Source organism: Marichromatium gracile (assembly GCF_004343155.1).
Lineage (GTDB): Bacteria > Pseudomonadota > Gammaproteobacteria > Chromatiales > Chromatiaceae > Marichromatium > Marichromatium gracile.
Map to the genome: position 1 here is coordinate 42,627 of NZ_SMDC01000007.1, position 21,267 is coordinate 63,893.

The window sequence follows — 21,267 nt, forward strand, 5'->3', positions numbered from 1 at the left end:
GGAAGTCTTGCGACCATGCTCGAGGGCAGTGCCGCCGAGGTGGCGCAGCGCTGTGTTGCCGAGGGTGGGTTTGCGGGTCGCTCCGGGGCCGATCTGGCCGAGTCGGACGGCCTGCTTGTGCTGATCGTCGGTCGTCCACGCAGTGCGCATGATTCCGCTCCGGTCACCGCGCGCGCGCTGCTCGCGCGCTGGCAGGAGCGGGGCAGGGCGCTGCTCGGTGAGCTGCACGGACCCTTCGCGCTGGCCGTGCTCGATCGCCGCCGCCGCACCCTGACCCTGGCGATCGATCGGCTCGGTATCCATTCCCTGGCCTTCGCCGTCGGGCCTCAGGGCGCCGTCTTCGCCACCCGCGCCGACCGGGTCGCCGCCCACCCCGAGGTGGCCGCCGCGCTCTCGCCCCAGGGGCTGTTTCACTATCTCTACTTCTACCAGGTGCCGGCGCCGGGGACGGTGTTCCACGGCGTCGAGAAGCTGCTGCCGGCCGAGTGGGTCGAGATCGACGCCTGCGGCGGGGTGGCGCGCGGTTTCTACTGGCGTCTGGCCTATCGCGACGCGCCCCGCCACGACTTCGCCGCGCAGCGCGCGCGTTTCCACGGGCTGCTGCGCGAGTCGATGACGCGCGCCCGGGGCGAGGACGCGGTCGCCGCCTTCCTCTCCGGCGGCACCGACAGCTCCACCGTCGCCGGGGTGCTCACCGAGCTGCAGGGCACGCCGGCGCGCACCTATTCGATCGGTTTCGCCGCCGAGGGTTTCGACGAGATGGAGTACGCGCGGCTCGCCGCCCGCCACTTCGGGCTCGACGCGCGCGAGTACTACCTGACCCCCGACGACGTCCTCGCCACCATCCCGCTGATCGCCACCACCTACGACGAGCCTTTTGCCAACGAATCGGCGGTCTCGGCCTATCACTGCGCGCGTCTGGCCGCGGCGGACGGCTACCGGGTGATGCTCGGCGGCGATGGCGGCGACGAGATCTTCGGCGGCAACGAGCGCTACGCCAAGCAGGGCGTCTTCGAGCTCTACGCCGCGCTGCCGGCGCCGCTGCGCCGCGGGCTGATCGACCCGCTCGCCGCGCTGCCGGGGATGGGAGCCTGGTGGGGCGGGCGCAAGCTGCAGAGCTATGTGCGCCAGGCGCGCATCCCGCTGCCCGAGCGCATGGAGTCCTACAACTTCGTCCACCGCCAGCCGCTCGCCGAGATGTTCACCGCCGATTTCCTCGCCGCGATCGACCCCGAGGCGCCGGCTGCGCTGCTGCGCGATCCCTACAATCGCGCGGCCAGTGACAGCTACATCAATCGCATGCTCCATCTCGACCTCAAGTTCACCCTCGCCGACAACGATCTGCGCAAGGTCTCGGCGATGGCCGCCGCCGCCGGGGTCGAGGTGCGCTATCCGCTGATCGACGACGCCATGGTCGAGTTCTCCGGCGAGGTGCCGCCGGACTGGAAGGTGCGCCGGGGTTATCTGCGCTGGTTCTTCAAGCGCGCGCTCAAGGGCTATCTGCCCGATGCCATCATCGACAAGAGCAAGCACGGCTTCGGCCTGCCGTTCGGGGTCTGGGTGCGCGAGCACGGACCGCTGCGCGAGCGCGTCTCCGATCGTCTCGCCGACAGCCAGCGTCGCGGCTGGCTGCAGCCGGGCTATGTCGAGCGGCTGCGCCGCGCTCACGAGGCCGAGCACGCGACCTATTTCGGCAAGATGCTGTGGGTGCTGGTGACGCTCGAGGAGTGGCTCGATGCCCAGCCCGACCGGGTCGTGCGGCTCCATGACTGAGCCGTCCGGGGCCGACTGTCCCGCGCGCATCGTCCTGATCGGGCCGCTGCCGCCGCCGGCCGGCGGCATGGCCAACCAGACCCGCCAGCTCGCCGAGCTGCTGCGCGCCGAGGGGCTGGCGGTCGAGCTGGTGCAGGTCAACGCCCCCTACCGCCCGGCCTGGGCCGGACGGCTGCCGGTGGTGCGCGCACTGTTCCGCCTGTTGCCCTATCTGTGGCGACTGTGGCGCGCCATGGGCGGTGGCGGGGTGGTGCACCTGATGGCCAACTCCGGCTGGTCCTGGCACCTCTTCGCCGCCCCGGCGCTGCTGATCGCCCGTGTCCGCGGGCTACCGGCGGTGATCAACTATCGCGGCGGCGAGGCACAGACCTTCCTGCGCGCCCAGGCGCGCTGGGTGGTGCCGCTGATGCGTCGCGCCGCGGCCATCGCCGTGCCCTCGGGCTATCTGCGCGCGGTGTTCGCGCCCTACGGCCTGGAGGCCGAGGTGGTGCCCAACATCGTCGATCTCGAACGCTTCGCCGCGCGCGCCGCCGCCGCGCGCCACCCCGAGGCCCCACACCTGGTGGTCACCCGCAACCTCGAGGCGATCTACGACAACACCACCGCGCTGCGCGCCTTCGCGCGCATCCGCGCGCGCTGGCCGGCGGCACGTCTGACCATCGCCGGGACCGGGCCCGAGGCCGCGGCGCTGGCCGCCGAGGCGCGCGCGCTGGGGATCGCCGAGTCGGTGACCTTCAGCGGTCGGCTCGAGCGCGCGGCGATGGCCGCGCTCTATGCCGAGGCCGACCTGATGCTCAACCCCAGCCGGGTCGACAACACCCCCAACTCGGTGCTCGAGGCCTGGGCGAGCGGGGTGGCGGTGGTCAGCACCCGCGTCGGCGGGCTGCCCTATCTGGTCGAGGACGGGGTCGATGCCGTGCTGGTCGCCCCGGGTGATCCCGAGGCGCTGGCCGAGGCGGCCTGCGCCCTGCTCGACGATCCGCCGCGCCGCGCCGCGCTGGTCGCCGCCGGGCGGCGCGCGGCCGAGCGCTTCTCCTGGCCGGCGGTGCGACCGCTGTGGCTCGCGCTCTATCGGCGGATCGCCGGCGGGGAGGGGTGCGGCGAGTGAGAGACATCGCCATCACCCTGATCATCTTCGGCCTGTTGCCGGTGATCCTCTCGCGCCCCTATGTCGGCATCCTGGTGTGGTCCTGGCTCGGCTACATGAACCCGCACCGGCTCGCCTGGGGGTTCTCGACCACCATGCCCTTCGCGATGATGGTGGCGCTGGCGACCTTCGCCGCGATGATCGCCTCCAAGGAGCGCCACCCGCTGCCCTGGTCGCGCGAGACCGTGGTGCTGCTGATCCTGGTGCTGTGGATGTTCATGACCACGGCGCTCTCGCTCTATCCCTGGCTGGCCTGGCCGCAGTGGGATAAGGTCTGGCGGATCATGCTGATGACCTATGTCACCCTGATGTTGATCAACGATCCGCAGCGGGTGCGGTTGCTGATCTACGTGATCGCACTCTCGATCGGTTTCTACGGCTTCAAGGGCGGGGTCTTCGTGCTCACCGGCGGTAGCGCCAACTCGGTGCTCGGTCCCCAGGGCAGCTTCATCGAGGATCGCAACTCGCTCGGTCTGGCGATGATCATGACGGTGCCGCTGCTCTATTACATGCGTGCGCAGATGACGCATGTGTGGGCGCGGATCGGGCTGCTGGTCGGTATCGTGCTCACCCTGATCGCCATCGTCGGCACCCATTCGCGCGGCGCGCTGCTCGGGTTGGCGGCGATGATGCTGTTCTTCCTGCTCAAGTCGCGACAGAAGTTCGCCGCCATCCTGGCGATGATCCCGCTGGCGCTGGTGCTGCTCTACGTGATGCCCGAGGAGTGGTTCCAGCGCATGGAGACCATCGAGCACTGGGAGGAGGACGAGTCGGCCTCGGAGCGGGTGCGCGCCTGGCACAACGCCATCGATCTCGCCCAGCACCGCTTCATCGGTGGCGGCATGCGCGCGCTGGTGGTCTGGGGCGGGCGCGACTCGCACAGCATCTATTTCGGCATGCTCGGCGAGCACGGCTGGGTGGGGCTCGGGCTGTTCCTGCTGCTGCTGTTGCTCACCTGGCGCTCGGCGAGCTGGATCATCCGCAACGCCAAGCGCCAGCCCGAACTCCGGTGGGCGCGTGATCTCGCGGCGATGATCCAGGTCAGCCTGGTCGGCTACATGGTCGCCGGCGCCTTCCTCGGGCTGCAGTACTTCGACATGTACTACCACCTGGTGGTGATCGTGGTGATGACCAAGATCCTGGTGCGCCGTGCGCTCGAGCCCGATGGGCCGGCGCGCGCGCCACCGCACGTCCGGCGCGCGCCGGCACCGGCACGGGGGCTGGACCGATGAGCCTGGTGTCGACGCTGGTCGTGCTGCTGCTCTGCGCCTGGTGCGCCATCCTCCTCGTCTATCGTCGGCGTCTGCTGCGGCTGTGGCGCGAGCCGGTGCTCGCCGCCCCGGTGCTGATCATCGAGAGCGACGACTGGGGGCCGGGGCCGGCGTCCCATGTCGCCGCGCTCGAGCGCCTGATCGCGCTGCTCGCGCGTCATCGCGACGCCAGCGGGCAGGCGGTGGTGATGACCATCGGCGCAGTGCTCGCGATCGCCGACACCGCCGCGATCCGCGCCGGCGAGATCAGCTGCTACCGACGTCAGCGGCTGTGCGACAGCGACGGCGCGGCGATGCGCGAAGCGCTGCTCGCCGGGCGCGCGCGCGGGGTGCTCGCGCTCCAGCTCCATGGCATGGAGCACTACTGGCCGCCGAGCCTGCTGACGGTCGCGCGCCGCGATGCCGAGGTCCGCGACTGGCTGGAGACTGCCGCCGGCAGCGATACCGAGCGTCTGCCCTCGGCGCTGCAGAGTCGCTGGACGGATGTCACCACGTTGCCCTCACGCCCGCTGCCCGAGTCCGAGATCCGCGCGGCGGTGGCCGAGGAGGTCGCCTGTTTCGAGACCAGCTTCGGCGCGCGTCCGTTGGTCGCGGTGCCGCCGACCTTCGTCTGGACCGAGCAGGTCGAGCGCGCCTGGGCCGAGGCCGGGGTGCGGGTGATCATCACCCCGGGGCGGCGTCTCACCGGGCGCGACCGCGCCGGGCGTCCGGGCGGCTGCGATCGCGACATCCTCAATGGTGAGCGCGGCGCCGGCGGGGTGCGCTATCTGGTGCGCGATCTCTATTTCGAGCCCGCTCTCGGTCACCGCCCCGAGCGGCTGTGCGACGAACTCGCGCGCCACTTCGCGCTGGGGCGCCCGGCGCTGATCGAGACCCACAGGTTCAACTTCACCGGCGAGCACGCCGAGAGCGCCTATGCCGCGCTCGAGACGCTGCTCGAACAGGCGCGCGCGCGCTGGCCGGGACTGCGCTTCATGTCCGCCGAGGCGCTCGCCACGGGCCAGGTGAGGGGCGCGGAGTGGCTGGTGCGCGATCGCGCGCGCCGGCTCGAGGTCTGGCTGCGTCGCGCCGCGCGCGTCGACCGGCTGCGCAAGCTCGCCTGGTCGAGCGGGCTGGTGCTGCCGGCCTGGGCGCTACTGGCGGTCTTGGGCGCGTGGCGCCGAGGAGAGGAACACGGATGACGGATGCACGCTATCTGGTACTGAGCGAGCTGTTCATGCCCACCAAGGGGGGCACGGCGGTGTGGTTCGCCGAGGTCTATCGCCGACTCGGTGGCGCCGGGACCCATATCGTCACCGCGCGGGTGCCGGGCGACGCGGACTACGACCGCACCCAGCCCAACAGCGTCCATCGGGTGACGATGCGCGAGTCGCGCTGGCTGCGCCCGGCCTCGCTGCCGCGCTATCTGGGGCTGTTGCGCGGCGGTCTGGCGGCGATCGCGCGCGCGCGTTTCAGCGCCGTGCACGCCGGTCGGGTGCTGCCCGAGGGGCTGGTCGCCTGGCTGCTGGCGCGACTGATCCGCCGCCCGCTGGTGGTCTACGCCCACGGCGAGGAGATCACCACCTGGTCGCGCTATCCGCGTCGGCTGTGGGCGATGCGCTGGGTCTATCGTCGCGCCGAGCGGGTGGTGGCCAACAGCGACTTCACCCGCGAGCGCCTGCTCGAGCTGGGGGTGCGCCCGGCGCGCATCCGGCTGATCCACCCCGGGGTCGACCTGGCGCGCTTCCACACCGCGATCGACGCCAGCCCGGAGCGCGCCGAGCTGGGGCTCGGCGAGGGCGCGCGGCTGATCCTCTCGGTCGGGCGGCTGAGTCGGCGCAAGGGCTTCGATCGGGTGATCGAGGCGCTGCCCGCGCTGCGCGCGCAGGGGCTCGACGTCCATTACGCGGTGATCGGCATCGGCGAGGACCAGCACTATCTGGAGACGCTCGCCGCGCGTCACGGCTGCGCCGAGCGCGTCCATCTGCTCGGTCACGTCGCCCCCGAGGCGCTGCCGTGCTGGTACGCCGCGGCCGATCTGTTCGCCATGCCCAACCGCGAGATCGACGGCGACACCGAGGGCTTCGGCATGGTCTTTCTCGAGGCCGCCGCCTGCGGTACGCCTTCACTCGCCGGGCGCGCCGGTGGCACCGGTGCGGCGGTGCTCGACGGCGAGACCGGCCTCAGGGTCGAGGGCGCCGACGCCGAGGCGGTGAGCGCCGCGTTGGCGCGGTTGCTCGGCGATCCGCTGTTGCTCGCGCGCATGGGCGAGGCGGCCGCCGCCCGCGCCCATGCCGCGTTCTCCTGGGAGCGGGTCGCCGAGCTGACCCGGACACTGTGATGATCAAGACACCCGCAGCACTCTCGCGCCGACTGGTCTATCCGCTCCAGGAACGGCTGCTGGGACGCCCGACCTTCGCCATGCTCGACGAGCTGGAGCAGAGCCAGTGGTTGTCGCGCGAGGCCATCGAGACCTTGCAGCGGCGCCGGCTCGCGCGGCTGCTCGGCATCGCCAATGGCCACTGTCCCTGGCATGCCGAGCGGCTGGCGGCGGTCGGTCTCGGCACGGTCGATGCCGCCACCGAGCTCACCCCCGAGGACCTCGCGCGCATCCCGACGATGGACAGGCGCGATGCCCAGCTCGCCGGCGAGCGGATGCGCTGGAGCGGGGTGCCGGGCGGGGCGCAGCCCTACAACACCGGCGGGTCGAGCGGTACGCCGCTGCGTTTCGTGTTCGGTCGCGCGCGTCAGGCCGCCGACGCGGCGGGGCGGATGCGGGCGCGACGCTGGTGGGGGGTGGAGGTCGGCGACCCCGAGGTCTATCTCTGGGGCGCGCCGGTCGAACTCTCGCGGACCGATCACGTCAAGCAGCTGCGCGATCGTCTGCTCAACCAGCTGGTGCTCGACGCCTTCGCCATGTCGACGGCCAACATGGACCGTTATCTCGTCGCGCTCGAGCGTTTCGACCCGGCCTGTATCTACGGCTATGCCAGCAGCCTGGCGCTGCTCGCCGAGCATGCCCGGGCGCGGCGTCGCATCCCCCGGTTGCGCGCCCTGCGGGTGGTCTGCGCCACCGGTGAGCCGCTCTATCCGCATCAGCGTGATATCATACGCGACGTGTTCGGCGTGCCCGTGGCCAACGAGTTCGGCAGTCGCGATATCGGCTTCACCGCGCACCAGACGCCCGCCGGTCAGCTGTTGCTGCTGAGCGAGGGGCTGATCCTCGAGGTGCTCGACGATGCCGGGCGCGCGGTGGCCCCGGGCGAGGCGGGCGAGGCGGTGATCACCGGGCTCTGCTCCGAGGCCCAGCCCTTCATCCGCTACCGCACCGGCGATCGGGTGCGGTTGAGCGCCGAACCCTGCCGCGCCGGGCGCGGGCTGCACGTGATCGACGCGGTGCTGGGGCGCTCGACCGACTTCGTGGTCAAGCCCGACGGCACGGTGATGCACGCCCTGGCGGTGATCTACATCCTGCGCGCGGTCGAGGGGGTGGCCGAGTTCAAGGTCATCCAGCACGCGCTCGATGTCATCGAGGTCCAGCTGGTGACCAACGCGCGCTGGCGCGAGGCCTCGCGCCAGACCATCCTCGCCGCCTTCGCCGAGCGGCTCGGCGCGACGGTGCGGGTCGATATCGAGCAGGTCGCAGCGATCGCCCCGGAGGCCTCGGGCAAGCATCGCTATGTCGTCAGTCGGGTCTCGCCGCCGTTCGGTGGGGCCGTGGAGAATGAGGAGTCCAGTCGATGACATCCCCGCTCACCCTGCTGGGGCTGCCCAGGCGTTACCGGTTGTGGCGCCCGACCCATCTGCGCCTGATCGCCGCCGATCTGCTGCGCCCCGCCGCCCAGTCCCCGCGCGACCGGCGCGCGCACCTGAGCGCGGCGATCGACTGGCTGTGCCGCGCCCAGGACCGACGCGACGGGTGCGCCGACGCCGGCGGGGTCTCGGCCGGGTGGAGCTTCGAGGACGGCTGGCTGCCGAGCTATCCCGAGACCAGCGGCTATATCGTCGAGACCCTGCTCGCCGCCGCGCGGGTGCTCGATCGCCCCGAGCTGACCGCGCGCGCCGGGCGCATCCTCGACTGGGAGCTGGGGCTGCAGTTGCCCGACGGCGCCTTCCCCGGACACTTCGGCGAGCCCGGCAGCACCCCGGTGATCTTCAACACCGGCCAGATCATGCACGGCCTGCTCGCCGGTCATCAGCAGCTCGGTCGCGACGACTGTCTCGCCGCGGCGGTGCGCGCGGCGCACTGGATGGTCGCGCGTCAGGACCCCGACGGCTGCTGGCGGCGCAGCGTGCACAACGCCATCCCCCACGTCTACAACACCCGCGCCGCCTGGGCGTTGCTGCGCACCGGACTGGCCAGCGGCGAGCCGGGGCTGGTCGAGGCGGCGCTGGCCAACCTGCGCTGGGCGCGCTCGCAGGCGAGCCCCAGCGGCTGGTGGCGCGAGAACGCCTTCCGTCGCGGCGAGGCGCCCTTCACCCACAACATCGCCTATGCCATGCGCGGCCTGCTCGAGGGCGGGGTGCTCGCGGGCGACCCCGAGCTGGTCGAGTCGGCGGCCTGCGCGGCACGGGCGCTGGTGCGCGCGCAGCGTGCCGACGGCTGGATCGCCGGCGCCTTCGCCGAGGACTGGCGACCGGCGGCGCGCTACAGCTGTCTGACCGGGGTCGCGCAGATCGTGCTCAACTGGCAGCGGCTCGAGCAGCTCGGGGTCGTCGGCGCGTGGCGCGAACCGATCGAGCGCTCGCTGGGGTTCCTCGCGCGCAACCAGCGTCTGCGCGGCGACGGCGCACCGGACGACGGCGCGCTGGCAGGCTCGCTGCCGATTTGGGGTCGCTATTCGCGCTTCGAGTACCCCAACTGGGCGACCAAGTTCCTCGCCGATGCGCTGATCATGGCCTGCTCCGACGAGGTCGTGCCGCCGCTGCCCGAGCGCGCGTCGGTGGAGGCCGGGGCATGAGCGGGCCGCGCGTCATGGTGCTCTGCGGGCGCTCGCCGCGCCACCTCCACCTGGCCAACCGGCTGTGCGCCTGCGCCGAGGTCTGCGCCGTGGTCCACGAGGCGCCGACCCAGTGGACGCGCGAGAAGCTGCTGCGCAACCTGCGCCCGGCGGTGGTCGGGCGCAAGGCGTGGCGCTGGCTGCGCGATCGTCGTCGTTACAGCGGCAACCCCGAGGCGCGCTTCTTCTTCGGCGAGGCCGCGCCGGCGCTCGCGCGGCCCGAGCTGGCGCACGAGGTGCCGAGCGTCAGCGACCCGGCGCTGCTCGCGCTCGCCGAGCGGCTGTCACCCGAGCTGATCTGTGTCTTCGGCACCAGCCTGATCCGTGGTCCGTTGCTCGAACGCTACCCGCTGATCAATCTCCACGGCGGGCTCTCGCCCGAGTATCGCGGCGCCGACTGTACCTTCTGGGCGCTGCACAACGGCGAGCCCGAGCAGGTCGGCTGCACCCTGCACTTCATCGACCAGGGGATCGACACCGGACGGTTGATCGCCCATGTCAGCCCCGAGGTCCGTCCCGACGACGACGAGCTGACGCTGTTCTGGCGCGGGGTGCGCGACAGCGCCGAGGTCTATTGCGAGGCGCTCTCGCGCTGGCGCGCCGGTACCCTGCCGGGGGCGGTGCAGCCGGGGCGGGGGCGGCTCTATCAGGTGCGCGACCGCAGCTGGAGGGCCGAGCGCGCGCTGGCGCGACGCCTGGCGCGCGCGCCGCTGCCGGCGTTGCCGGCGCGGGTGCGCTGGTTCGAGGCCGCCGCGCCCAGTGAACAATGAGGATGTCATGAAGAGGATCGATCAGGTGAGCGAGACGAGTCGGGATCGGGCCGCGGCGCTGCTCGGCGCAGGGCTGCTGTTGCTCGGCGCCGTGCTGCTGGCGCCGTCCCCGGTGCGCGCTGCCGAGCCGACGGCGCTGGAGATCGTGATGTTGCCGCCCTATTGCCAGGCGCGACTGAGCGGTGATCGGGCGGCGATGGAGCAGTGGAGTGCGGCGCTCGGCAAGGAGGTCCATCTGCACATCCACCACTATTGTTACGGCTTGGTCTACGTCAATCGCGCCAACCAGACCTTTGAGCAGCGCAAGCGGCGCTATCTGCTCAATCAGGCGATCAGTGAGTTCGACTATGTGCTCAAGCGCTGGCCGCCGACCTCGACGCTCTATGCCGAGGCCCAGGGGCAGAAGGCGCTGGCGCAGATGCTGGAGCAGCCATGAGCGAGACGGCGGGGCATCCTGGAGCGCAGGCACGGGTGTCGGTATGGCGCGAACTCTACGCCTATCGCGAGCTGATGCTGACCCTCGCCTGGAAGAACGTCATCGTGCGCTACAAGCAGGCCTATCTCGGTCTGGTGTGGGCGGTGCTCAAGCCGTTGCTGCTGATGCTGATCTTCAGCGTGGTCAAGGGGTTCGTCGGCATCGAGACCGGCGGCATCCCCTATCCGGTACTCGCCTTCGCCGCACTGATGCCCTGGATCCTGTTCCAGGAGTCGGCCTCCGAGGGGGTCAACAGCGTGGTCGGCAACGCCGCGCTGATCCGCAAGATCTACTTCCCGCGCGAGATCTTCCCGATCACCGCGACCCTGACCAAGCTCATCGAGCTGCTGATCAGCTTCGCCATCCTCGCCGCGCTGATGGCCTACTATCAGATGGCCCCGACCTGGCAGGTGCTGTGGGTGCCGCTGATCATCGCCTATACCCTGCTCGCGGCACTGATCATCAGCCTGGTCGGCTCGGCGATCAACGTCTACTACCGCGACATCGGGGTGGCGCTGCCGGTGTTGCTGCAGATCGCGATGTATCTCTCGCCGGTGATCTATCCGCTGTCGCTGGTCAAGCAGCGTCTGCTCGAGGACCAGGCCGCCGGGGCCTGGTCGGACTGGCTCTACCTGATCTACACCCTCAATCCGCTGGCCGGGATCATCGACGCCTTCCAGCGCACCATGCTCCACGGCCAGGCCCCCGACCTCGCCAGCCTGTGGCCGGGCATGCTGCTGACGGCGCTGCTGCTGCCGCTCTCCTACCGGCTGTTCAAGCGCGCCGAGTCGCGCTTCGCCGACGTGATCTGAGCCATGCAGGTCCCTCAGGTCATCACCCGGCACCCATCCCGCGCGCGCCCCGAGCGGCGCGGCGCGGGGCACTCCCTTGCCATCCAGGCGCCGCGGCACGGCCGCGGCGCGGACGACCCCGTGGACCCACATGGCCATCTACTATCTCTGTCCTGAGCACCGCCACCCGGTCGGTGGCGTGCGGGTGATCTATCGCCATGTCGACATCCTCAACGCCCACGGCATCCCGGCCTACGTGGTGCATCGCACCCCGGGTTTCCGCACCGACTGGTTCGACAACGACACCGCCATCGTCTACTGGCGCGAGACCCGCGTCGAGCGCCTGCTGGCGCGGCTGCGCCGTCGGCTGTTCCCGGAGGCGGTGATCGAGCTGCCGATCCGTGGCGGGCGCGCCGCGAGGATCGGCGCCGGGGACATCCTGGTGGTGCCGGAGATCTACGGCCCGGACCTGGCCGCCGCCCAGGGGCGCGGTATCCCCAAGGTGGTGCTCAACCAGAACTGCTATCTCACCTTCAACGGTTATTCGCTCGATCCGGAGCGGCGCATCACCCCCTACCAGCACCCCGACGTGCTGGCGACCCTGGTCAACTCGGAGGACGGTGAGGACTATCTCCGCCATGCCTTCCCCGCGCTCGCGCTGCACCGCTTCCGCCTCTCGATCGACCCCGAGCGCTTCGCCTATCGCGGCGAGAAGCGACGCCAGCTCTGCTTCTCCTGCATCAAGAACCGCGCCGACGCGATGCAGGTGATCAACATCCTCAAGTTCCGCGACGCGCTGCGCGGTTTCGAGGTGGTGCCCTTCATCAACCGGCCACAGCACGAGGTGGCGCGGATCTACCAGGACTCGGCGCTGTTCCTGAGCTTCGGCTATCCCGAGGGCTTCGGTCTGCCGGCGGCCGAGGCGATGGCCTGCGGCTGCGTGGTGGTCGGGTTCCACGGCGGCGGCGGGCGCGAGTTCTTCCGCCCCGAGTTCTCCTATCCGATCGAGCAGGGCGACATCCTCGGCTTCGCCCGCACCGTCGAGCGGGTGATCGAGGGGCTCGACCGCGACCCCGAGACCTTCGCCGCCAAGGGGCGCGCGGCCTCCGAGTTCATCCATGCGCACTACGCCCCGGAGCGTGAGGGCGCCGAGGTGCTCGGCGCCTGGCGCGCGATCCTCGAGCACGCCGGACAGGTGGGCGGGGCATGAGTCGTCGCGTCGGCGTGCGCCGCGCGACCTGTAATCCGCGTCCGTGGTGACGGGCGCCAAGGAGTCGATGACGATGAGGCCAGCAAGCAGCACCGAGCGATGCCGGGGGCGGGCGCGATGAAGGCGCGGATGATCGCCTTCCATCTGCCGCAGTTCCACCCGACCCCGGAGAACGACGCCTGGTGGGGCAAGGGGTTCACCGAGTGGACCAATGTCGCCCGCGCCGCGCGGCTCTACCCCGACCACTACCAGCCGCACGTGCCCGCCGACCTCGGCTTCTACGACCTGCGTCTGCCCGAGGCGCGCCAGGCCCAGGCCGATCTGGCCCGAGCCCACGGCATCGAGGGCTTCTGCTACTACCACTATTGGTTCGGTGGGCGGCGCATCCTCGAGCGCCCGGTCGAGGCCATCCTCGCCTCCGGCGAGCCCGACTTCCCCTTCTGTCTGTGCTGGGCGAACCACAGCTGGAACACCGCCTGGCAGGGCACCGACTCGACCCTGATCGAGCAGGTCTATCCCGGCTGGGACGACCATGCCGCGCACTTCGACTGGCTGTTGCGCGCCTTCACCGATCCGCGCTATCTCAAGGTCGACGGCAAGCCGATCTTCGTCATCTACAAGCCCGACCTGATCCCCGACGTCGCCGCGGTGATCGCCTTCTGGCGCCAGCGTGCCGAGCGCGCCGGGCTGCCTGGGCTGCACCTGATCGGGGTGTCGCACCGCAGCGAGCGCTGGGACCCGCGCGAACGCGGTCTCGACGCCTCGACCATGCAGGTGCTGCCGCAGCGCGACGGACGCATCCCGCGGCGCTATCTCGGGCTCAAGCTGCGCCTGGCGCTGCGCGGCAACCGTCACCAGCTGACCATCTGGGACTACGAGGAGATGCGCCCGAGCCTGCTGCGCAGCCGTCCCGCGCCCTGGCGCGACTATCCGCTGGTGCTGCCCAACTGGGACAACACGCCGCGCTCCGGCATGCGCGGTCTGGTGCTCCACGGGGCGACCCCGGAGCGCTTCCGCCCGCACCTGCGCGAGGCCATCGCGCGGGTCGCCGAGCATCCGCCAGAGGAACGCATCGTCTTCCTCAAGGCCTGGAACGAATGGGCCGAGGGCAACCACGTGGAACCCGACCAGCGCTTCGGTACCGGCTGGCTTGAGGTGATCCGCGAGGAGCTCGCGGCGCCGTCCGCGACCTGAACCCCGACCCTGGAGCCCCGAGCGATGCAGCCGAACGCGCCTGACGGCATCTCCGTGATCATGCCCTGCTACAACTGCGCGCGCTTCGTCGCCGAGGCGGTCGACAGCGTGCTCGCCCAGACCCACCCGGCGGTGGAGCTGATCGTGGTCGACGACGGCTCGAGCGATGACTCGCTGCGCATCCTCGAGGGCTATGGGGCGCGCATCCGGTTGCTGCGCCAGCCCAATCGCGGCCCCTATGTGGCGCGCAACCTCGCCCTGCGTCATGCCGAGGGGCGTTATCTGGCCTTTCTCGACGCCGATGACTGGTGGCTGCCGGAGACCCTGGAGCGGCTCCATCGCGCGCTGCGCGAGGCCGAGGCGGATATCGCCTACTGCGGCTGGCAGAACGTCGGCGAGGGGATACGCGCCGCGCCCCATGTGCCGCCCGAGCGGGATCGTCGCGCGCTGCTCGAGCACGCGGTGCGCAGCTGCCCCTGGCCGATCCATGGCGTGCTGGTGCGGAGCGCACTGGTGCAGGGGGTCGGCGGTTTCTCCGAGCGCCGTCGTACCGCGATGGACTACGACCTGTGGCTGCGTCTGCTGGGACTCACCGACCGGGTGGTGCGGGTACCCGAGGTGCTCGCCTTCTATCGCTGGCACGACAGCGGCCAGATCTCCGCAGTGAAGTGGCGTCAGGTGCTCGATGCCTGGGAGGTGCAGCGACGCTTCGTCGCCGAGCACCCGGGGCTGCTCGACTGGATCCCGGCGCGCCGGTTGCGCGCGCTGATCGACGATCAGTTGCGCGACCAGGCCTATCGCGCACTGTGGCGGCGCGATCTGGTCTCGGCGCAGCGGCTGTTCCGCCATGCCTTGCGGGTCGGTGCGCTGGGGCGCGGCGATATTGTCCATGCCCTCGGCGCGCTGCTGCCCGGTTCGCTTTATCGTGCCCTGATCGGGGCGCGTGACCGGGGGCAGCCGGCGCCCGGGGGTGAGTCGTGAGCGCAGGGGCCGAGCGTTGTCCGGTATTGATGTATCACCGGGTCGATCTGCCCGGGTCGCGATTCTGCGTCCCCCCGGCGCGTTTCGCCGCGCAGCTGCGCGCGCTGGCCCGCGCCGGTTTCCGGGCCGTCACCCTGGAGCACTTCACCGCCTGGCTGGCGGGTGAGACGCGGCTCGAGCCGGGGGACTTCCTGCTGACCTTCGATGACGGCTATCGCGACCTCCATCACCATGTCCTGCCGGTGTTGCGCGAACTCGACTGGCCCGGCGTGGTGTTCCTGGTCAGCGACCGGATCGGCGGCGAGAGCCGCTGGGCGACGGATGATGAGGCGCGACCGGTCTATCCGCTGCTCGATGCCGCGATGATCGCCACGCTGCGTGCCCACGGGGTGAGCTTCCAGTCGCACTCGCGCACCCATCCGCGGCTCACCGCGCTCGACGCGACGGCGCTCGCCGATGAGTTGGCGGGTTCGCGCGTGCGGCTCGAGGCCCTGCTCGACGAGCCGGTCGAGGCGCTCGCCTATCCCTTCGGCGCGGTCGACGAGCGGGTGGCCGAGGCCGCGCGCGCCGCCGGCTATCGTCTCGCCTTCTCCACCCGCAGCGGTTTCAACCGTCGCGGCGAGGATCGCTGGAGGCTGCGGCGCATCGATGTCCAAGGCGACGACAGCCCGCGGACGCTGCTGCGCAAGATCCGCCTCGGCACCAACGACGGCGGGCTGATGCCCCTGGTTCGCTACTATCTGCGCCGTCTACTCGGCAAGGTCTGATCATGGACGCCTCGATCATCGTCTGTACCTACAACCGCGCCGACTCCCTGGCCGAGACCCTCGACGCCCTGGCGGCACTGCGTACGCCGCCGGGGTGCGACTGGGAGGTGGTGGTGGTCGACAACAACTCCAGCGATCACACCGCCGCGTTGCTGCGCGAGCGCGCGGCGGGCTGGTCGCGGCTGCGCGCGGTCAGCGAGCCGCGTCAGGGGCTCTCCCATGCGCGCAACCAGGGCATCGCCAGCGCCCGGGGCGAGGTGCTGCTGTTCACCGACGATGATGTGCTGCCCGAGCCCGACTGGCTCGAGCAGGTGCTCGACGGGCTCGAGCGCGAGCGGGCGGACGCCTGCGGCGGCTATATCGCGCCGATCTGGGAGCGACCGCCGCCGTCCTGGCTGAGCGCGCGTTTCCACGGCTTCCTCGCAGTCCGCATGGACGAGCGAGGCCCCTTCGTCTTCAACCCCGGCGACTCGCCCCCCTATGGCGCCAACATGGCCTTCCGCCGCGCGGTGTTCGAGCGCGTCGGCGGGTTCGACGTGAACCGCGGGCGCAAGGGCGCGGTGCTCGCCAGCGGTGAGGACGGCGAGCTGTTCGAGCGGGTGCTGGCCGCCGGGATGCGGGTGGTGTGGCTGCCGCGGGCGCGGGTCCATCACAAGGTCGAGGCCTTCCGTCTCGAACGGCGCTATTTCCGCCGCTGGCGCTACCAGAACAGTCGCAACCTCGCCCAGGCGCGGGGACTGCCCGGGGGGCGCCGGCTGCTCGGCGTGCCGCTCTATGTGCTGCCGCAACTCGCGCGCGCGGTCGGTCGCTGGCTGTTGGCGCTCGCCACCGCGCCGGCCGACGAGACCTTCAGGCGCGAGATCCTGATCCATCACTTCCTCGGTACCATCCACGGGCTCTACGACACCCGCGCGCGCGGCCACGAGTGAGCGCGACGCTCAGTGCAGCCAGGGCTGGAGCCTCGCCCTGAGCCGCGCGACCACCTCGGGGTGCGCGGCGGCCCGGTCGTGGCGACAGTCGGGGTCGTGTTCGAGGTCGAACAGCAGCCAGATCGCGCCCGCGACGAGTGGCTGATAGGTCAGCTTCCAGCGCCCCTCGCGCACCATCCGGTCCTTGGCGCGGACCACCAGATCGGCGTACTCGGGGCGGATGGCGAGGGTGCCGCTGCGGTGATCGGGCACGTCGAGCAGACCCAGCAGGTCGGGGTAGCGCAGATGGCCCTCGGGCATCCCCGGCAGGTCGGTCAGCCAGATCCCGCTCTCGGTGTAGGCGGTGAGTGCGGGTGCGGGTGCGCCGCCGAGACAGGCGGCGAGCGAGACCCCGTCCATCGCCGGCGGCGGGCGCAGCCCGCAGCGCTCGAGCAGGGTGGGGGCGAGGTCGACGCTGCGCACGATCCCCTCGACGCGGTGTCCGCCGCACTCGCCCGGGTCGCGTACGATCAACGGGATGCGCGCGCTGTGATCGCTCAGCACGCTGTTGCCCTGGCCCCAGGTGTCGTGCTCGAAGAACTCCATGCCGTGGTCGCTGTAGATCACCACCAGGGTGCGCTCGGCCAGTCCGCAGCGCCCGAGATGATCGAGGATGGCGCCGACCTCGTCGTCGAAGCGCTTCACGCAGCCGTCGTAGAGCCTGAGGATCTGGTCGAGGTCGAACTCGCGTCTCGGCTCGCCCTGGCGGCGGATGATCTCGAAGGGGTCGGTGAGGCGCGCCATCGCGAACTTCGACGGCCCGCTGTAGCCGGGCTCGGCATAGCGGGCGTAGTAGGGATGCTCGCAGGCGAAGGGCGGGTGGGTGGTGGAGAAGAAGGCATTGAGCAGGAAGGGGCGCTCGTCCTCGGCCAGCCGGCTGAGCCGGGCGCGCACCTCGGCGCCGAGCGCGCTGGTCGAGGGTACCCCGCCGAGATAATAGACCTCGGGCAACAGCCGCTTGCCGAGCCGGTTGTGGAGAAACAGCGAGAGGAAGAGTCGCAGGTCCTTGGGGCCCTGGCGCAGCAGATAGCGCAGGTTCCAGGAGTCGTCGGGCAGGTCGAGCCGGTCGAAGCCGAAGTCGAACTTGCCGAGATCGGCGCCGCACCAATCGCTGATCGCCTCGCTGCGATAGCCCGCCGCGCCGAGCAGCCGGGGCAGGCTCGGCACCCGCAGCCGGGTGGCGGCGTCGGCGACGAAGTTGTCGCGGATCCCGTGGGTCTGCGGCCAGGTGCCGGTGAGCAGCGAGATCAGGCTCGGTGCGGTCCGCCCGCAGGGCACGTAGCAGTGCGCGAACTGGGTGCCGGCGGCGGCGAGCGCGTCGATGTTGGGGGTCAGACCCCGCGGGTGCCCGGCGCAGCCGAGCCAGTCGGCGCGCAGGGTGTCGCAGCCGATCAACAGCAGGTTGGGGCGCTCGCGGCTGCCGGCGCGCCCCTGGCGCGCCGGGGCGCGTGGCCGCTGGCTGGCGAGCGCGGCGAGACCGAGCAGCAGCGCCAGGGTGGCGAGCAGCAGCAGGCTCCCGGCCCGGTCGCCGGTGCGCGCCGGGGCCAGCGCCCCGAGCAGCATCGGCACCAGCCCGGCGACGAGCAGTCCCCGCTCGATGCGCCGCAACCGGACCGGGCTGAGCCGTGACCACAACGGATAGAAGCGGCTGATGCGATAGTGCGAGGAGGCGACGATCAGCCCGGGGTTGTGCAGCAGGGCGTGGACGAAGCGCCACAGGGTGGCGCCGGCGATCGTCAGGGCCGCGGCGAGTGCCACCCCGGCCATGGTCGTCTGGTGACCGAGCAGGGTGGCGACCCCCTGCCTCCACAGCGCCCCGGCCAGCGCCCAGTAGCCGGCGACCAGCAGCGCCCAGACGGCCAGCCGCGCCAGTGCCCAGACGGCGTAGCCGCGGAAGCGGTGCACCACCTCGTCGGGCAGCATGGGACCGGCGGTGGTGTAGTCGCGGACCGACTTGAGGGTGAGCGCCAGGGTGAAGGCCAGCGCCGCGAGCAGGGCGCCGCCGTGGACGGTCGCGGCGAGCTGCGCGAGCGTCGGGGTCAAAGCGTCCGTCCCGCACCCATCGCGGCGAGCAGCCCGAGCAGCATCCGGCCCCGGCTCAGCGGCGCCAGCGCCAGCCCCTCGGCGAGGTGCAGCATGGCGCGGCCGCGTTGGCCTGCGCGGTACTCCCACTTGGCGAAGTCGGCGAGCACGCTGGCATAGCCCGCGCGCCACAGCCGACCGCGCGCCGCTCGCGGGAGCAGGTGGCGGTTCTTGCGCATCACCCGTAGCGCGGCCGCGCGCATCACCGCGAGGTTGCGGCTCATGCTCCCGGGGTGCTTGACCACCAGGGTGAGGGGCTCGTCGATGCAGGCATAGCCGCTGACCGCGGCCAGGCGCATCCACATGTCGATGTCCTCGAGGCTGCGCAGGCTCTCGTCGAAGCCGCCGACCCGGGCGAACAGGTCGCGCCTGACCATCACCCCAGAGCCGCTGCCGGGGACGGCGCCGTTGCGCAGGAACAGGGTCTCGAGCAGGGTGCCCGCGTCGTCGGGGCAGTCCCAGTGGTTGAGCAGCCTGCCCGCCGGGTCCTCGACCCGGGTGCGGGTGGAGCAGAAGCCGAGCGCGGGGTCGGACTCGAGCCGCGCGAGCTGGCGGGCGAGCTTGTCGGGGTGCCAGCGGTCGTCGGCATCGAGAAAGGCGACGAAGGTGCCCCGAGCCTCGGCGATGCCGCGGTTGCGGGCGTTCGACAGGCCGCCGTTGGGCTGGCGGATCACCCGGATGCGCTCGCCGAATCCGGCGAGCAGCTCGGCGGTGGCGTCGCGACTGCCGTCGTCGACCACCACCACCTCGACCCCCGCGAGGGTCTGGGCGAGCACGCTCTCGACCGCGCCGACGATGTGCGCGGCGGCGTCGTAGGCCGGGATCACCGCGCTCACCCGCGGGGTCTCAGGCGTCGCAGTCATAGCCGAGCTCCTCCATCAGCGGGCGGATGCGCGGCAGGATGCGCGCGATCGCCTCGGGGTTGCGGGTGCGCCACTTGGCCCGCTGGGGCGGGCCGGAGACGATGCTGGTGGGACGCTGGTCGAGGGCGCGGCAGTGCGCGCGCAGCGGTTCGTCGAAGGGGATGCCGAGTCGCGCGAAGACCTCGGCGAAGACCGCTTCCGGTCGTGCCACCAGGTCCTCGTAACGGATCTGGATCCATTGCTCGGCGGGGATCTCGGCGGCGGCGTCGAGCGCCCTGCGGTTGGCGCTGAGCCACTGGTAGGCGCAGACCTCCTCGAGGCTGGCGTGGTTGTAGTCGCGCCAGCCCGGGGGCAGGAAGAAGTGCCACTGGGTGAACTCGCCGTCGTTGATCGCCACCGGCTCGGGGGATGGGCCGAAGAACTGGTCGAGCCCGAAGCCCCCATCGGTGCGGCCCTGGCGCCAGCCATCGATCATCGAGCTGATGTTGTCGCGCCCGTCGCGATGGATGAAGACGAAGCGCGCCTCGGGAAAGAGTGCGTGGAGATAGGGCAGGCGCAGGGTGTTGATGCAGGTCTTGTCGAGCACCCAGCCGCCTCCCAGGTGCTGGTAGAAGAAGCGCAGCGCGGCGTCGCGGTGTTCGGGGCGGGCGTCGGCACGGTCCGCCGCCTCCGAGGCCCAGCCGTTGTTGAGCGGCCCATGACATCCGTTCCACAGTCGCGGCACCTCGTAGCCGAGGCTCAGCAGCTGCGGCGCGGCGGCCAGGGTCTCGTAGGTCACGGTGGTGCCGGAGCGCGAGCAGCCGACCAGGAACACCGGGTCGGGCACCCGGGGCCGGGTCAGGTCCCACCAGCGTCCGCGCGCGCCGAGACGCAGTGCGCGCCAGTTCTTGGCGCGGATCTCGGGGTCGCGCAGTTTGGCGAGCTTAGCGAGTGGGCGCATCCGGATCGCTCCCTGACGGTGATTCCGGGTGGGGATCACGCACCTGCTGGCTGAACCCCTTGATCTCGCCGAGCGCGGCGGCGAGCCGGGTGAGATAGAAACGTCGCGCCGGCCAGTCGAGGGCGAACAGGGCGCGCAGCCCGTAGCCGACGACCTTGCGCAGCATGTAGCGCGGCGGCCAGCGGTGCGGGTGCTCGCTCGGCGCGATGCGCAGGGTCGAGGCGGAGCGCTCGTAGGCCTTGCGCAGCACATAGCCGAGGGTCATGCGGTCGGCCTCGACATAGTGGTACTGACACATCCCGGGGACATAGTGCAGTGGCGCGCCGCTGGCCACGGCGCGCTTGACCCACTCGATGTCCTCGGCGCCGCCGAGGTTGTGACCGTGCGGTCCGAGTTCGAGGCGGAAGGGACCGATGCGCGCGAACAGCCCCTGACGGATGGCGAGATTGCCGCCGCCCGGGGTGGCGCTGCCGGGGACCACCGGATGGGGCTCGGCGCCGAGGTCGAAGCGCGGCACCGGCAGCGGATAGATGCGGTAGGGCCCCTGGTCGTGGACCCAGGCCGGTTCGCTGCCGTCCCAGTCGGGGAGGATGCGGCCACAGAAGAGCTCGGCCTCGGGCTGGGTGCGGGCGGCCTCGACCAGGGCGAGCAGATAGCCGGGGTCGAGTCGGTGATCGTCGTCGACGAAGGCGATCAGCGGGGCGCGTGCCTGCGGCAGAGCGAGGTTGAGCGCGTGGCTCTTGCCCGGGACCGGATCGACGATCCAGCGCAGCGGCAGCCGCGCGGTGTCGGTCGCGGCGGCGCGCTCGGCGAGCAGTCTGGGGGTGTCGTCGCTGCAGGCGTTGGCGACCACGAAGACGCCGAGCGGACAGTCCGCCGGGCGCGTCGCCGCCTCCAGCGAGTCGAGCGCGCGCGCCAGCAGCCGGGCGCGCTGATGGGTGCAGATCAGCACCTCGAGCGCCGGCCGTGACGGGTAGTGTCGGCTCTGCTGGGCGTTCACCTGGAGCGTCGCGCCTGGGGGTTGCGATGACGGCATTGTGCCCGTCCCGGGTGACG

The 21,267-nt window shown here is 71.3% G+C and carries 19 protein-coding genes; 15 read left to right on the plus strand and 4 right to left on the minus strand.

Translation table 11 applies throughout. The features are described from left to right. The first annotated feature begins 15 nt into the window (after positions 1–15). From EDC29_RS11095 to EDC29_RS11165, 15 genes are all read left to right on the plus strand, one after another. Positions 16–1,773, plus strand: a complete 1,758-nt coding sequence (locus tag EDC29_RS11095) for an asparagine synthetase B family protein (protein WP_165913493.1) — start codon at positions 16–18, stop codon at positions 1,771–1,773. Then, complete coding sequence (locus EDC29_RS11100) at positions 1,766–2,881, plus strand: glycosyltransferase family 4 protein (protein ID WP_165913494.1); 1,116 nt, start codon at positions 1,766–1,768, stop codon at positions 2,879–2,881. The genes EDC29_RS11095 and EDC29_RS11100 overlap by 8 nt, the downstream gene beginning before the upstream one ends. Next, positions 2,878–4,152, plus strand: a complete 1,275-nt coding sequence (locus EDC29_RS11105) for a putative O-glycosylation ligase, exosortase A system-associated (RefSeq protein WP_123140357.1) — start codon at positions 2,878–2,880, stop codon at positions 4,150–4,152. The genes EDC29_RS11100 and EDC29_RS11105 overlap by 4 nt, the downstream gene beginning before the upstream one ends. Beyond that, a complete protein-coding gene (locus EDC29_RS11110; protein ID WP_132229845.1) occupies positions 4,149–5,372 on the plus strand; it encodes a glycosyl hydrolase in 1,224 nt (407 codons plus the stop codon). The genes EDC29_RS11105 and EDC29_RS11110 overlap by 4 nt, the downstream gene beginning before the upstream one ends. After that, positions 5,369–6,511: a glycosyltransferase family 4 protein gene (locus EDC29_RS11115; protein WP_132229847.1), complete on the plus strand. Its 1,143-nt coding sequence runs from the start codon at positions 5,369–5,371 to the stop codon at positions 6,509–6,511. Before EDC29_RS11110 ends, EDC29_RS11115 begins: the two co-directional genes overlap by 4 nt. Further along, entirely contained in the window at positions 6,511–7,914 is a 1,404-nt protein-coding gene (locus EDC29_RS11120) for a phenylacetate--CoA ligase family protein (RefSeq protein WP_132229849.1), read from the plus strand. The genes EDC29_RS11115 and EDC29_RS11120 overlap by 1 nt, the downstream gene beginning before the upstream one ends. Next, entirely contained in the window at positions 7,911–9,131 is a 1,221-nt protein-coding gene (locus tag EDC29_RS11125; protein ID WP_123140353.1) for a prenyltransferase/squalene oxidase repeat-containing protein, read from the plus strand. The genes EDC29_RS11120 and EDC29_RS11125 overlap by 4 nt, the downstream gene beginning before the upstream one ends. After that, positions 9,128–9,940: a formyl transferase gene (locus EDC29_RS11130; RefSeq protein WP_132229851.1), complete on the plus strand. Its 813-nt coding sequence runs from the start codon at positions 9,128–9,130 to the stop codon at positions 9,938–9,940. Before EDC29_RS11125 ends, EDC29_RS11130 begins: the two co-directional genes overlap by 4 nt. Before the next feature lie 7 nt (positions 9,941–9,947). After that, positions 9,948–10,376 carry a hypothetical protein gene (locus tag EDC29_RS11135; RefSeq protein ID WP_123140351.1) on the plus strand — a complete coding sequence of 143 codons (429 nt, stop codon included), beginning with the start codon at positions 9,948–9,950 and terminating at the stop codon, positions 10,374–10,376. Further along, on the plus strand, positions 10,373–11,227 hold the full coding sequence (locus tag EDC29_RS11140; RefSeq protein ID WP_132229853.1) for an ABC transporter permease: 855 nt from the start codon (positions 10,373–10,375) through the stop codon (positions 11,225–11,227). Before EDC29_RS11135 ends, EDC29_RS11140 begins: the two co-directional genes overlap by 4 nt. 130 nt (positions 11,228–11,357) lie before the next feature. Continuing rightward, on the plus strand, positions 11,358–12,416 hold the full coding sequence (locus EDC29_RS11145; protein WP_132229854.1) for a glycosyltransferase: 1,059 nt from the start codon (positions 11,358–11,360) through the stop codon (positions 12,414–12,416). A gap of 99 nt (positions 12,417–12,515) precedes the next feature. Further along, positions 12,516–13,610 (plus strand): glycosyltransferase WbsX family protein, encoded by a 1,095-nt coding sequence (locus tag EDC29_RS11150; RefSeq protein ID WP_242465928.1) that lies wholly within the window; start codon positions 12,516–12,518, stop codon positions 13,608–13,610. Between the two features lie 24 nt (positions 13,611–13,634). Next, a complete protein-coding gene (locus EDC29_RS11155; protein ID WP_123142563.1) occupies positions 13,635–14,591 on the plus strand; it encodes a glycosyltransferase in 957 nt (318 codons plus the stop codon). Then, positions 14,588–15,358, plus strand: a complete 771-nt coding sequence (locus EDC29_RS11160; RefSeq protein ID WP_243695643.1) for a polysaccharide deacetylase family protein — start codon at positions 14,588–14,590, stop codon at positions 15,356–15,358. The genes EDC29_RS11155 and EDC29_RS11160 overlap by 4 nt, the downstream gene beginning before the upstream one ends. Positions 15,359–15,360: 2 nt before the next feature. Next, positions 15,361–16,287 carry a glycosyltransferase family 2 protein gene (locus tag EDC29_RS11165; RefSeq protein ID WP_123140347.1) on the plus strand — a complete coding sequence of 309 codons (927 nt, stop codon included), beginning with the start codon at positions 15,361–15,363 and terminating at the stop codon, positions 16,285–16,287. A 9-nt stretch (positions 16,288–16,296) separates the two neighbouring features. Here the strand turns inward: EDC29_RS11165 and EDC29_RS11170 are convergent, their stop codons facing one another. Genes EDC29_RS11170 through EDC29_RS11185 form a run of 4 tightly spaced genes read right to left on the minus strand, consistent with a single transcriptional unit; the run spans position 16,297 to position 21,247 of the window. Next, positions 16,297–18,369 carry a sulfatase family protein gene (locus EDC29_RS11170; protein WP_132229856.1) on the minus strand — a complete coding sequence of 691 codons (2,073 nt, stop codon included), beginning with the start codon at positions 18,367–18,369 and terminating at the stop codon, positions 16,297–16,299. Then, complete coding sequence (locus tag EDC29_RS11175; RefSeq protein WP_123142511.1) at positions 18,366–19,271, minus strand: glycosyltransferase family 2 protein; 906 nt, start codon at positions 19,269–19,271, stop codon at positions 18,366–18,368. Before EDC29_RS11175 ends, EDC29_RS11170 begins: the two co-directional genes overlap by 4 nt. Continuing rightward, complete coding sequence (locus EDC29_RS11180) at positions 19,255–20,211, minus strand: sulfotransferase family protein (RefSeq protein ID WP_132229858.1); 957 nt, start codon at positions 20,209–20,211, stop codon at positions 19,255–19,257. Before EDC29_RS11180 ends, EDC29_RS11175 begins: the two co-directional genes overlap by 17 nt. Continuing rightward, a complete protein-coding gene (locus EDC29_RS11185; RefSeq protein WP_132229860.1) occupies positions 20,195–21,247 on the minus strand; it encodes a glycosyltransferase family 2 protein in 1,053 nt (350 codons plus the stop codon). The genes EDC29_RS11180 and EDC29_RS11185 overlap by 17 nt, the downstream gene beginning before the upstream one ends. Positions 21,248–21,267: the final 20 nt, after the last annotated feature.